Source organism: Pelosinus fermentans DSM 17108, from assembly GCF_000271485.2.
GTDB lineage: Bacteria > Bacillota > Negativicutes > DSM-13327 > DSM-13327 > Pelosinus > Pelosinus fermentans.
Map to the genome: position 1 here is coordinate 130,615 of NZ_AKVN02000001.1, position 13,333 is coordinate 143,947.

Below are 13,333 nucleotides of genomic sequence, written 5' to 3' on the forward strand. Positions count from 1 at the left end.
ATAATAAGATCGGTACTGATAATTCCTACTATATATAACCCAAGGGCACCTACATGAAATACTTTTTAAAATTCTTTCAAAATAAGCTGTGCTTTTTTCCTGCCTCCTTATCAATTATGTTACACTTTACATTTTTATTAATACATCCTGTCAATAAGTACTCTACCAGAATATATTTGTGTATGTATGATATTATATTTATTCCTAACTTTACTGTCAATACTTTTTTAATAGGACTTATGTTTAGAAATAGTCTTTTTAAATAATAGTTTAAGCAAGTGTGTTTTTCACCCATAAACAAACAAAAATGGACTCGGCTTAAGCCGAGTCCATTTTTGTTTGTTTATGGATTAATTTTTTCTTTAAAGGTTTGCTTGCCATCTTTCATTTCAATAACTACACCACTCTTAATTGGATCATGATTTGCATCCAGTGTGATTTTACCTGTTACCACTTGCAAATCCTTGACCTTTTCCAAGGCTTCTCTTATTTTTTCAGGTTCTGCGCTATTGGCTCTTTTTATAGAATCAACAACCATTAATGCAGCGTCATACCCTAATGCCGCAAAAGCGTTGGGCTCCTGTCCATATTCTTTCTTATAGGCCTCTACAAATTTCACAATATTAGGATCCACATCTTGAGATGAATAATGATTACTAAAGAAGGTATTATTTAATGCCGCAGCACCAGCAACCTCTGCTATTTTAGGATCATCCCATCCATCAGTACCAATGAAAGGTACTGAAATTCCCATCTCACGAGCTTGTTTTGCAATTTTACCTACTTCTTCATAATAGGCAGGAATGAAAATGGTCTCAGGGTTTAATGCTTTTATTTTGGTCAAAGTGGATTTGAAATCTTGGTCTTTCTGCAAAAATGCTTCTTTTCCAATAACAGTGCCACCATTTTTTACAAATTGGGCTTCAAAGGATTCTGCCAGATTTTTGGAATAATCTGAGCTGTTATCAATGTAAATGACAGCCGTTTTTGCGTTTAATGTTTTCGTTGCAAAATTAGCCATCACAACACCTTGGAATGGATCAATAAAACAGCTGCGGAAAACATACGGTCTTACTTTGCCATTGTCCACAGTAATTTTAGCATTTGTTCCTGTTGGAGTGATGACAGGAATTTTATTATCTTGCGCTACCTGCAATGCTGCTATTGCATTGGAGCTAGTAATAGGTCCCATGATAAGGGAAACTTTATCTTGTGTGATTAATTTTGTCATTGCATTGGTCGCTTCAGATGCTTCTGACTTATTATCAGCTTGAATAACTTTAATCTGCTTACCCAGAACTCCCCCAGCAGCGTTGACTTCCTTAAATGCTAATTGGATTCCATTAAAAGCCGATTTACCATAATTGGCAACACTACCGGTCATTTCAATATTCGCACCTATTCTTATTTCCTTAGAGTCCGAAGCTGATGGAGTGGAACTACATCCTGCAACCATCAATCCCAACATAGCCACTGCCACTATTAAAGCAGTGAAAGATATTCCTTTTCTTGACATGATAATTCCTCCCATTCTTTAATGATTTGATAAGAGTCTTATACTTTTTGCTTTAACCGTACAAAACAAAAAATACTCTGCTCTCAGCTCCTCTTAGATAAAAAAACGCCTTTTAAATACTATAGCAGCTATCTTTTCTGATTTTTCATCCATTTCATTACACTTTTACATCTTTTTAATGGACATTTTTCAAAAAAGTACACAACTGCAACATATTTGTATCTGTAGGCTATTATATTTACTTCGTTCCCTACTGTCAAGGCTTTTGTTAGTTTTTTTTATTACTTCATAAACGTATGTCTCTTGATATTGTACATTCGCTTTTTCTGCAAAAAAGAAAAAATCCGCATGAAGTAAAGCACAGACTCGGCTTTTACCTTTTACGGATTTATTTCTTTTGGTAACACACCTATTTCATTATAGGAATGTAATTTCTTACATTTTCTGACGAAGATCATATACATCCGTTCTGCGGTGCTGCAATAATGGCAGCTCCCTTCGAACCTTATTTAGGATTTCAAGATCAATTTCTGCAATAAGCAGTTTTTCTTTGTCATCCGCCACAGATATGATTTGTCCCCATGGATCAACTACCATGGAGTGTCCATATACTTGATCCAAAGCTTCCGGAAAATTAGCCGGTGCTGCTCCTGCCACAAAAACTTGATTATCAACAGCCCTAGACCGCATTAATAGTTCCCAATGAGCAGGACCTGTTGTCATGCCAAAGACACCTGGAAAGATAAGAAGTTTGGCGCCAGCAAGGGCCATTAAACGCGATAACTCCGGAAAACGTATATCATAACAAATTCCAATTCCCAGAGTCAAGCCCGCCGCCTTTATTACCGTTATATCCTGTCCCGCTGATAAGATATTTGATTCTTTAAATACAGTACCACCTGCAATTTCAACATCAAATAAATGTATTTTTCGATGTCGCCCTAATAAGCGGCCTTCTTCATCAAAGATAAAACAGGTATTATAAATATTTCCGCGCTCATCTCTTTCAGGTATAGATCCACCTACTACTACCATCCGCTCTTGTGCTGCTGTTTGAGACAACATGGTAAAGGTATCTCCATCTGGATAGGATTCAGCATACCTTGAAAACAATTCTGCTTCATAAGGACAATTAAACATTTCAGGTAGTATAGCAACCTGGCATTTTTCTTTAGCTGCCCCTTTTAACATCCTTTCTGCATTACGAATGTTTAGCGCTTTATCTGGTGTAACAGTTAATTGACAAATTCCGATAGTAATGGAACTGGATTTCACGACTAATCCCTCCTTGATTATAAAAAAATAACAATTCCTACATCTCAGCAATGGGAATTACATTACTTTTAACAATGTGTTCAAATCAGAAGTACAGATTTCGCCATTAGGACATCCAATTAAATTTCTGCCGCTATCCTTAGCATTATATAAAGCATCGTCTGCAATCTTAAAGAGTTCTTCTGCTGTTTTAATTTTCTCATTGCCAATCCCATAGCCAATGCTAACAGTAACATGTAGTTCCGTTTCATCTCCAAAATGAAAGACATGCTGTTCTATGTTATTGGAAATCCTCAAAGCAGCAGCTTGTACTTCCTGTTCATTATTGCATTGCAGTATCACTGCAAATTCCTCCCCCCCATAACGAAAAACCATATCTCTCTCCCGCAGGCTATTTGTTAAGACAATTGCGATATCCCGCAGTACAGCGTCACCACATAAATGCCCATAAGAATCATTAAAAACTTTAAAATAATCTACATCAAGAAGTAGTATTGCTATGTTACTAGGCTGCATTTCATTTAGTCTTTGCCGAAAGGAGCGATAATTATATAACGTTGTTAATTCATCTTTTTCTGCCAAGCTGCTAACCATCTTATAAGAAGATTCCATCTGATTTAATAATTGATTGACCTTTTCGCTTTGGGAAAGAGCGCGTCCCTCTAGCTGAGATAAGTGCTGAACCAATACATTCATATTAATAATGAGCAGCGAATGCATATATATAGATAACTGATTTTCTACAATCCCTTCTGCCTGACTCAGGCTAACTGCAGCGTATATACAGGAAATAAGCATGGATCCAATTAACGAATATCTAGGATTATATTGCAGGGCGATCTGTACTGCATAGAAATAAAATAATATCATTGCCATAGAATCCGGTGTATGCCAATATAAGTATCCCAGTACAGCATTTGTAGCAATAAAAGAAAGGATCTCATAATAGATACCCCGTCTATCGATAGAAAAGGCAATTAAAATACCATATGTTACCATCATCATGCCATAGAGAGAAAGCTGCTCATTGGATTCATCCGGCGCTTTTGTAAGGACTAAAGCCAAACAAAAAGCCAATGTAATCACATTTGCAACAAATACAATCCGTACCTTCCTATACGTTTTTTCTTCAAACATGCCCAAACCCTCTTTTGTTTTATAACTCAATTTTATCTCTATTGCTGGGTTCTCCACTTTTTTCCAAATTCCTGCCTAAAAGTTCATCTTTCTAACATTTAAAAGCGCATTGCTGATCACCAATATGAATTGGGATCAGAAATGCGCTTTTATTTTATAAAATCATTCTATCCGATGCCTTAAGGATAACTGCGGTTAAGATATAAACGGAGCGAAGAATCTATTTGAGGTACTAGGCATGAATGGGCTGCTTATTCGCATGCATTGACCAAATACCGCAAGGGCAAATACCAGCACATATTCCGCAGCCGATACATTTATTGGCATTAGAAATATATTCAAAATTTCCATCTGATCCCAATGTGCGAGCAATAGCGTTTTCTGGGCAAGACCGCTCGCACATATGACAATCACGGCATGTGCCACAGCTGATACAACGTAAATGATCGTCATCTGCTTTGGGAACATCACAGGTATGACATTTTTTAAAATATGCCGTACTCAATCTATTTTTATCAATTTTAGTTTTTGTCTGCAATTGATAGGTAGTTCCCATCAGATAAGCATCTACCGCTGCTGCTGCCTGCTGCGCTGCACCAATGGCATCAACCATACGTCCCGGCTTTACAGCATCACCTGCCGTGTAGACGCCTTCTGCAATACGATAATCCCCGGCAACTTTCAAATGGCCTTTCTCAATGACAATTCCTTCTGGCAAGAACTCAAGTTCAGGCACTTCGCCAATTGCAATAATAATCGTATCACCTTTAATAAATTGATTATCTTGCGTAATAATGCCTTCAGCAGTAACCTCTTTTGTGACAACTGGCCACATTAAAGTCGCTCCTAAATCTTCTACATGGGCAATTTCTTTATCATCAGCTGCCGGTCTTTGCACATCAATACAGGTTACATGTTCAGCTCCCATTTGATAAGCGCCGACAGCTGCATCCATCCCAGAATTCCCACAACCAATTACAATTACATGTTTACCGACTTTAGGAGATTTTCCTTTATTAATTCCTTTGAGAAAATCAATTCCCTTGACAATGCGTTCATGCCCTGGCCAAGGAATCACTCTGCCTTTATGGCCGCCGGTAGCCACTACTACAGCATCATAAGCTGCTCTTATTTCAGAGAATTTTTCTCTATCCACAGGTGTATTATTTTTAAACACTACACCCATATCTTTAATGCGCTTTAATTCTGCAGCCAATGTTTGCTGGGGCAGTCGCGAACGAGGTATAACCTGTTCCAGCTTACCACCCATTTTTTCGTCGCTTTCAAACACCGTTATATCATAACCTTTACGGATTAACTGCCATGCCACAGTCAGACCTGCTGCACCACCGCCAATAACAGCTACGCTCTTTCCTTTAGGAACTGCTGCCTTATCCAGGGTAACATCTTTAGAGTAGGTACCAAGTTCACCAATTTGTACAGAAATATCCAGATTTTTACGAGTACAGTCTTCCATACAAACATTCGGACACACCGCACCGCAAACGGAGCCAGGAAACGGTGTATACTCCAAGACCAGTTTATATGCTTCTTCCACTTTTCCTTCCCGTAATAAATTATAGCGACGCTGGGATGGAATCGAAGCCGTACAATTAAATTCACATGGTGACGCATAATACGCATTTTCCCAAACTGGAACACGTTGTCGATATACACCTGTCGTAACTAAACCAATTACAGAAAAATCATCCCTTAAAACATCACTAAAGATACCATTTGGCACCCACTCTTCCGTACGAAAAGGAAGAATTTTAGTTTGGGAAGTTTTGCTGCGTTCTTCATATTTTAGTGGTATTACTTTATACCACTCGGACCAATTACTTAATTCAGCCCTTATTTCCGGCCGTGCAATGGATGTTAAGAAATCATCCATCTTACCATCCAAATAGGCAATATCCTCTTCTTCAAGAGGTCTAATTTTGACATCTTTCTCGGAAATCCCCGAAGCATTTCCCCGGAAATATAATGTTCCTCCAACCATGCCTACACAAGAACGGTCACCTAATACGGATTCAAATTTTTCACTGTCATAGCCACAAACTACAGCAATTCCGCCGGACATAAATTCAAAGGAAAAGCTGCCGCAATTTTTTAAAACCCAAAATTCAGGTGGTGCATATAATGGATCATGTTTCATCAAGGAGCCAGACCGGGTACCAGCCCGGCCACCAATAAAGATATTGCCCGATGCTGCACAATGAGCAGCCGTATCCCCTGCATCACCGCGAACAACAATCTTACCACCAGCATTCAGCCAGCCTACATCAGCAGAAGCAGACCCCTCTACAATAATCTGAGTACCTTCCAAACACATAGAACCTACGCGCTGTCCGGGATTTTTCACTAAAAAATTAAGGTCTTTTCCTTCCGGATGCCATAACGGTCCTCCAATATCATGCTGGCCGGAAGCTTCAATATGAAATTCCGTCTCCCCTGCTGCCACTGCCTCATTAATGATTTGCAGCAAATCCTGAGTGGACATCCGTTGACTTCCGTCAAGGCTTTTTAACTTAAACATATTGGTTTCCTCCTAACACACATACTGAATTGCCAATTTCTCAGCGATGGCTTGATCCGTTGTTACTAAAGCATCCGAGCGACCCACGGGCAAGGAGCTATTGCCAATTGGCGCCATTAATTTTCTTAATTCACTATCAAGGGCCAGCATATATTCTACGATATTTTGCGCCCCTTTATCAATATCTAAACGTTCAACAAGCCGAGGATCCTGAGTACAAATACCCGCAGGGCATTTGCCAGTATTACAAGCGTTGCATCTGCCATGTTCATTCCCTACGCAGCCTAACAGCTGAATTAATATTTTGCCGAGAAATACCCCATTAGCACCTAAACAAATGACTTTAAATGCATCGGCTGCTGCATTGCCAGTAAGTCCAATGCCGCCGCCAGCCCATAAAGGGATCTGTCCTTGTCGTCCTTGCTTTACTGCTGACAAATAGCACTCCCTTGTCTTGGAAACTACAGGGTGTCCTGTGTGATCAAGAGAAATTTCATTGGCAGCACCTGTACCGCCTTGAATGCCGTCGAGAAAAAATCCACCGCAGATTCGATAAGGATCACGCAGCAAATTATTATATACAGACACCGACGTTGCAGAAGCAGCGCACTTAATCGCTACCGGAACCCTAAACTTAAATGCTGCATTCATTGACAAAAACATTTTCTGTACAGATTCTTCAATGGAATACAAACCTTGGTGATTCGGAGGGGACATCAGATCTGCTTTGGGTACACCACGAATTGCTTGCACATGATCAGCAACTTTAGCTGCAGGCAAAAGTCCTCCATCACCAGGTTTTGCGCCTTGGCCTATTTTTATTAGCACTCCAGCTGGGTCTACTTTCATTTTCGGTATTGCTTTCACAATTCGATTCCAGCCAAAATGTCCTGATGCAATTTGTAATATCATGTATTTGAGCTGCTCTGATTCCAAAAGCTTTACAGGCATTCCGCCTTCACCAGATGACATGCGCACAGGCATATTATGCTTTTCATTCAGATAGGCTGTAGCCAATGCAACGGCTTCCCATGCTCTGGTAGATAAAGCCCCAATAGACATATCACTGAAAATAATAGGATAAATCCAATTTACGGGTGGCAGCTTAGCGGTCAGATTCAATGTGCCATTTACCGCACTCAAAGGTAGCTCGTGAGGCATGAGTACCCGTCCGAAAGGCGCTAAAATGTCAAAAGTATGACGCTCTGAATCTAAAGCCGGATCAGTCATCTGAGAAATACGCCCAACAATAATATTATCTAATGTGCGTCCACTATTTAAGCTGGTACGTCCCCCGCGTTTAATAGGAGAACCGCCTTTCCTGGCCAATAGACTAAAACGGGAATCAGGATTTCGAACTGGTTTAATAGCCTGATTGGGACATATCTTCTCACACATCCCACAACCTGTACAGGCGTTTTCAATGCTATTTCGTTGTTTTATCATAAGTACTGCGCTATGTTTTTGACTTGGCTCTGGACGATGACCAGTAGAGACAGTAATGGAACGACGTTCTACAGCAGGCATGATAGCCTGAAAGGTACAGGCTGCAACACAGCTGCCGCACATGGTGCAGCGATCAGGCTTACATTCGATTTTCCAAGGTAAATCGTTCACTGTGACATCCTGAGTCTTTATTGTTTCCATCTCTCTACCTCCAATGCGTCATTAATAATAACTACTTCACGTTCATTTGGATATACATCCTGTTCCTGATTACGATGCGGCAAAATGGCATTCAACCCACATACCTCAGAAGCAATGGCTACCATCGTCCCATCTCCGCCTACAACTACAGGCCGTAATTTTTTAGAATCGCAGCAGGTTATAATATTTCCATTAGGCAGCATACCAATTACGGTATTCGGTCCATTAATCTCTAACGAACCCAATGATTGTCTGATTGCCCGCAGTTCAGCACCATCGGAACGAAGACTAAGCTCATTAAATGGAAGAGGAGTAATCACATGCTTATAATACTTAATGGGCCATTTTAACTCTTGCAGCACATAGTGCAAGGTATAAAGAAAGTTCTGTGAATCGGACTCAAAACCAATATACCCCCGGTGCAATGATTTTTGGTATTCTTTATTTTTGGTATAAAAAGTGTTTTCTCCATTAGCACACAAGGTATATCCCTGCAAGAAAAATGGATGGGCCGCATAGCGCACAATATCGTAATTTGTGTTTTGCCGACACTGAACTACTACATTTTTCGCCATCAAATCACCATTGTTGTCCCATAATTTAAAATAGGTAGCAATGTCCCAGGGATCGCCAATTTCTTTTAAGGTCAAAACATCTGGCCAAAAAGAATATACATAACCTTGCTCTTGCTTTTCCAACAACTCACGCAATGCCAATCTAGTATCTAAAAGTAATTCGCCTTTTGCCTCTTCAGAAGCATCGCGATAATACTCAGGATAATCATAATTGCGAAAAATATAATACGGCATAGCCTTAATATCAAGCTTTACATTTTTCACCCCGCGAGGAATCCATTCCGCTAATTGACGAAAATCATTGGCTTCCATATAGTCTTCAACCAGCTTCGCTCCTTTTTGCGTACAGGCTAATGACAACAATGGCTTATCTTTATATTTTGAAAAAACTCCTGCCATATCCTGCATAACCATTGCAAATCCTGAATTATCATGTCCTTCTTGCTGCGGTAACATTAAATGCAGCGCTGCTGATGGATGGAAAAATTCCTTACTTTTAATGGCGCCAATTCTACACATATCTTCCCCCACTCCTTCATACCAAGCTAAATTCAAATTATATAAATATCCTTTGTAGACCAGGGCTGCACCCTCAATGACAGATCGTGAAAAAAGCAACTTATATCATTGCAACAGAAAAGACCCGGGAAACCACTGGATAGTGAAGTTGGTTCTTAGTAGAAAATACCTCTCTACCAGCAAACCTTACTTATCCAGGACTTTCCGCAGGGCCTTTTTTACCCACGGTGTTGTGCAATCTGCACCTGTACCGCTTGGACCAGACCGCTGTAAAGCGCGGAACCCTAGGTACACTCCTAAAAATCTTTTGTCTCATTGTAGGATACGCTTTTGTTTCACTTACTACATTATAAAAACGAAATGTTTCACTGTCAATATGTATAAAAAATAATACATTATACACTTTATATACATGAAAAATATTATTTTTTTCTGAAAACTCCCACATTTTCTACTGATAATCACTCTCTCCGATTTATGATGTTTGTATATTTATTCACATTTTTTCGCTCTAATTCACTATGTATTTCAAGATGCTGATTCCTTGTGCCTTTACATTACTGGTCTGTAACCCATTGACAAAAAGATAACGGTTCATTATGTATTGCATTGTTTTTCAGTATACAAAATAATATGATTCTTGAATCAGAGGCGCAAACGTTAGACCCATGTATAATTTAACAAATATTAACATATACTACTTCTATCTTATATTTGTTCATGAGAAACCTCATAATATAATTTTGCTAGATAGGAGCTATCAAATGTTAAAAAACCTTTTTAGTTTCCCTAAACTAAACTCCGAATTAAAATTGAACATTAATCAACCTACTGCAATGTATGATATTGCCAGCCATTTACGCAGTATTATGCAAGAAGCAGCTACAACAGATGTTTCTCTCGTCATCTTGTGTATTGGGACAGATCGTTCTACAGGTGATTCTCTTGGTCCCCTTACAGGCACCAAGCTGCGTTCTTTCAATCCTTATCCACACATTTACGGCACTCTGGATGAGCCCATTCATGCTTCTAACTTAAAAGATAGCATAAGTTCTATCCAGACAAAGATCACCAATCCTTATATTATTGCTGTGGATGCTTGTCTTGGCAGATTAGAAAACGTAGGCTGCGTCTCTCTTGGTAAAGGATCTCTAAAACCAGGTGCCGCCGTACATAAAGATCTTCCTTCCGTAGGCGATGCATATATTACGGGCATTGTAAATGTAAGCGGTTTTATGGAGCATCTTGTATTGCAAAGTACAAGATTAAACTTAGTTATGAAAATGTCTGATACCATCGCTCATGCCATCTCTTACGGTTTACGAACCTACGCAAAATAAACAACATTTTTAATATTAAAATCGTAAGAACGCTAGAGGTATAACCTCTAGCGTTCTTTTCTCTTAGACGATCTGCATTTAAATGACCATAACAAAAACTGAATCCAGATGTCATTTTGGATTCTAATTTTTTCAATTACACGCGCCCTAGTTCTTCAATAATTTCATTAAATGTTTTATCCGCAGCATTAATAACAGGTACATCAGTAAGTGAGTCTTGCATTGCATTTACATCGGTTCCACCTACGATAATAGCATCGACTCCGCTAAGATTACTTTCACTTAAATCTACTACCTCATATCCTTTTGTTTCTAACATATCCGCTAAAATAGACAACGTTTTTTCTACTGCAATAATACCTTGCATCGCATCCACCTCCGGCTATAGGGTTAACAAAAGATATGGGGATTATTCAACTTTTTAGCAATTATTCCATTTATTTTTATAACCCATTCTGGTTATACTTGTTTTTTACCATACGGCTTAAATTTCCTTAAAAATTCATCCATTTCATCAGAGGATAATAAGACAGGGTCTCCTACACACCTTGCTTTATAATAAATTTGGGCAACAAATTCAATTTCTTCTGCTGTGTCAAATGCATACTCAATGGTTTCGCCAATTGCCAGTAATCCATGATTAGCAAGTAATACCGCATATCGGTCCTGTATATATTCAAAAGCTGCCTGTGATAATTCCTCGCTGCCAAATAATTTGTAAGGTGCACACCGTACATCTTTTCCAGCATATCCAATTAAGTAATGAACCGGCTCAATCTTCCAATGAAGGGCCGCCAAAATACTACAGTAAATCGAATGCGCATGCAAAACTGCACCGACTTCATCCCTTTTCTGATAAAAAATGCGATGCATAGAATATTCACTGGAAGGATTGCGGTCCCCGTCTACTTTCGTACCGTTAAGATCTAAAACCACAACATCCTTCGGTGTAGTTTTAAAATAATCCAATCCGCTGGGACTAATTGCCATAAGTCCTTCTGCTTTATTAAAAATACTAATATTACCTCCAGTTCCTTTTGTCAAACCATGAGTAATAAGCTTTTGTCCATATTCCACAATAAGCTCTCGTTCCTTTTCTAAAATCATAATTTTTCCTCCCATAATAATTTACTATACTCTCGAAAAACATCCTATAGCATAATCAGGAAAAGGATGATCATGACTATAAGCGTAGGCTAAAAAGGTTGAAGTATTATTCTTTACCGGGCCAAAATGAGACTCTCTAAAGACTATGGATTAGCCCAATAGTCAAATCCTTATAAAAATGGAGCGCCACAAATTTATTTGTATGGCACTCCATTTTTCCTACTGCTTTTTTGCTATATTTTTCTTATTGGCAGGATCTTCGCCACCAGCACGCATTTCACACCCGCCTTTAAAAATTGCGCCTTCGCCAACACTCAATATCCCCGCTTTAATATCTCCATAAATCTGCGAACTTGGTAGTAACTCTAGTTTTTCGCTAATATCAATATTGCCATATACAATACCAGCAATGGTAGCATTCATACCTTTGCACTGAGCCGTTACTTTCGCATTTTCTCCTATAACAATGCTGCCTGTGGTATTAATATCACCCTCGAATTGCCCATCAATGCGTAATGCACCTTTACCAGTGATCGTTCCCTTCATTATTGTATCCTTACCAATAATGGTTTCAATCTCACCTGCATAGCTAGTTGCTTTTTTATTACTACCAAACATATTGCACGCTCCTGTAATAGTATCTACTCGTCTTTAAATCTTTAAATACCATCATTTATTTTAATTTAAGAAAGTAGTAGGATTAACAGCAGTACCATTGACCCTGACTTCATAATGACAATGAGGTCCTGTACTCGCTCCTGTATTACCAAGATAAGCAATCACTTCGCCTTTCTTTACTGTTTGACCAACACGTACTAACAATTTGGAGTTATGTCCATATACAGTTGAAATTCCATTTCCATGACTAATCTGTACCATGTTACCATACCCACCATACCATTCACTCTGCACGACTTCACCATCAGCAGTTGCAACAATGGGTGTGCCTACACTATTGGCAATATCAATCCCGGGATGAAAATCGCTTCCACCGCCGAAAGGAGAATTACGCCAACCGAAACGAGATGTAACGTCTCCGCCTGTCGGCCAAATAGAAGGGGTAACCGCTATTCTGGCTTGCTTGTCCAACAAAGCCTGCTTCAATTCATTCAGGCTTTGTTCTCTTACTGAAATGGCAGCCTGTAAATCTTGCACAGTATTCTTTATAGTACCGATATCAGGCTGTACCGGTCCCCCTTGTCCAGTATAAGTAGCTGAAGGTCGCACCAAACCAGCACGGGATGTAGCCGTTGTATCTTCATTATTAACAATACGTCTTATTTCTGCATCCAGAGAGTTTAATCTTTCCATATCTGATTTTAAACTGGCAGTTGTTTTGGCCAGCTCTTCAATTTCTTTACTTTGTACTCCATTATCTTGACGCAATGTCTCCAGCTCGGCTTTCTCGACATTAGCTGTATGAATTGCATATCGATAATTAATAAAACTTCCTATGGAAAAGACAATAAGCAAACATAAAAAAGAAACAGCATATTTTACTGCTACAATAGGTATTCTGATCCTACGTACTGCTTGTCCCTGATGGGGTACAATCATTAAAGTATACTCTCTTCGATCTGGCTTACTTTCTTTTTTAATCAAGAATCTTGGCTCCTTTTCTGGAAAATATTTCTATATATTTTAAACATATTTTATATTCGCCTTTTATCTAAGAAGT

The 13,333-nt window shown here is 39.0% G+C and carries 11 protein-coding genes; 1 reads left to right on the plus strand and 10 read right to left on the minus strand.

The genetic code is table 11. The features are described from left to right. Positions 1 to 343: 343 nt before the first annotated feature. From FR7_RS00630 to FR7_RS00655, 6 genes are all read right to left on the minus strand, one after another. Positions 344 to 1,516: an ABC transporter substrate-binding protein gene (locus FR7_RS00630; RefSeq protein ID WP_007936079.1), complete on the minus strand. Its 1,173-nt coding sequence runs from the start codon at positions 1,514 to 1,516 to the stop codon at positions 344 to 346. A 435-nt stretch (positions 1,517 to 1,951) separates the two neighbouring features. Beyond that, positions 1,952 to 2,791 carry a carbon-nitrogen hydrolase family protein gene (locus FR7_RS00635; protein ID WP_007936081.1) on the minus strand — a complete coding sequence of 280 codons (840 nt, stop codon included), beginning with the start codon at positions 2,789 to 2,791 and terminating at the stop codon, positions 1,952 to 1,954. A 57-nt stretch (positions 2,792 to 2,848) separates the two neighbouring features. Then, the gene (locus FR7_RS00640) at positions 2,849 to 3,928 is read right to left on the minus strand and encodes a GGDEF domain-containing protein (protein ID WP_007936083.1); all 1,080 of its coding nucleotides are present in this window, start codon (positions 3,926 to 3,928) and stop codon (positions 2,849 to 2,851) included. A 232-nt stretch (positions 3,929 to 4,160) separates the two neighbouring features. After that, the gene (locus tag FR7_RS00645; protein WP_007936085.1) at positions 4,161 to 6,467 is read right to left on the minus strand and encodes an FAD-dependent oxidoreductase; all 2,307 of its coding nucleotides are present in this window, start codon (positions 6,465 to 6,467) and stop codon (positions 4,161 to 4,163) included. 12 nt (positions 6,468 to 6,479) lie between these two features. Beyond that, positions 6,480 to 8,114 (minus strand): glutamate synthase-related protein, encoded by a 1,635-nt coding sequence (locus FR7_RS00650; RefSeq protein ID WP_007936087.1) that lies wholly within the window; start codon positions 8,112 to 8,114, stop codon positions 6,480 to 6,482. Continuing rightward, the gene (locus FR7_RS00655) at positions 8,102 to 9,208 is read right to left on the minus strand and encodes a class II glutamine amidotransferase domain-containing protein (protein ID WP_007936089.1); all 1,107 of its coding nucleotides are present in this window, start codon (positions 9,206 to 9,208) and stop codon (positions 8,102 to 8,104) included. The genes FR7_RS00650 and FR7_RS00655 overlap by 13 nt, the downstream gene beginning before the upstream one ends. 764 nt (positions 9,209 to 9,972) lie before the next feature. Between FR7_RS00655 and yyaC the strand changes: the two genes are divergently transcribed. Continuing rightward, positions 9,973 to 10,548, plus strand: a complete 576-nt coding sequence (gene yyaC, locus FR7_RS00660; RefSeq protein WP_007936091.1) for a spore protease YyaC — start codon at positions 9,973 to 9,975, stop codon at positions 10,546 to 10,548. A 136-nt stretch (positions 10,549 to 10,684) separates the two neighbouring features. Here the strand turns inward: yyaC and FR7_RS00665 are convergent, their stop codons facing one another. The 4 genes from FR7_RS00665 to FR7_RS00680 form a co-directional block, all read right to left on the minus strand. Beyond that, a complete protein-coding gene (locus FR7_RS00665) occupies positions 10,685 to 10,915 on the minus strand; it encodes a YkuS family protein (protein WP_007936092.1) in 231 nt (76 codons plus the stop codon). Positions 10,916 to 11,007: 92 nt separating this feature from the next. Next, complete coding sequence (locus tag FR7_RS00670; protein WP_007936093.1) at positions 11,008 to 11,655, minus strand: L-fuculose-phosphate aldolase; 648 nt, start codon at positions 11,653 to 11,655, stop codon at positions 11,008 to 11,010. Positions 11,656 to 11,874: 219 nt separating this feature from the next. Continuing rightward, complete coding sequence (locus FR7_RS00675; RefSeq protein WP_007936095.1) at positions 11,875 to 12,273, minus strand: bactofilin family protein; 399 nt, start codon at positions 12,271 to 12,273, stop codon at positions 11,875 to 11,877. Between the two features lie 60 nt (positions 12,274 to 12,333). After that, positions 12,334 to 13,257, minus strand: coding sequence for a M23 family metallopeptidase (locus FR7_RS00680; RefSeq protein ID WP_007936096.1), 924 nt, complete (start codon positions 13,255 to 13,257; stop codon positions 12,334 to 12,336). Between the last annotated feature and the right edge of the window lie 76 nt (positions 13,258 to 13,333).

Coding starts and splice junctions, on each gene's coding strand:
- FR7_RS00630 (WP_007936079.1), bottom strand. CDS start 1,516: ATGTCAAGAAAAGGAATATCTTTCACTGCTTTAATAGTGGCAGTGGCT.
- FR7_RS00655 (WP_007936089.1), bottom strand. CDS start 9,208: ATGTGTAGAATTGGCGCCATTAAAAGTAAGGAATTTTTCCATCCATCA.
- FR7_RS00670 (WP_007936093.1), bottom strand. CDS start 11,655: ATGATTTTAGAAAAGGAACGAGAGCTTATTGTGGAATATGGACAAAAG.
- FR7_RS00650 (WP_007936087.1), bottom strand. CDS start 8,114: ATGGAAACAATAAAGACTCAGGATGTCACAGTGAACGATTTACCTTGG.
- FR7_RS00645 (WP_007936085.1), bottom strand. CDS start 6,467: ATGTTTAAGTTAAAAAGCCTTGACGGAAGTCAACGGATGTCCACTCAG.
- FR7_RS00675 (WP_007936095.1), bottom strand. CDS start 12,273: ATGTTTGGTAGTAATAAAAAAGCAACTAGCTATGCAGGTGAGATTGAA.
- FR7_RS00640 (WP_007936083.1), bottom strand. CDS start 3,928: ATGTTTGAAGAAAAAACGTATAGGAAGGTACGGATTGTATTTGTTGCA.
- yyaC (WP_007936091.1), top strand. CDS start 9,973: ATGTTAAAAAACCTTTTTAGTTTCCCTAAACTAAACTCCGAATTAAAA.
- FR7_RS00665 (WP_007936092.1), bottom strand. CDS start 10,915: ATGCAAGGTATTATTGCAGTAGAAAAAACGTTGTCTATTTTAGCGGAT.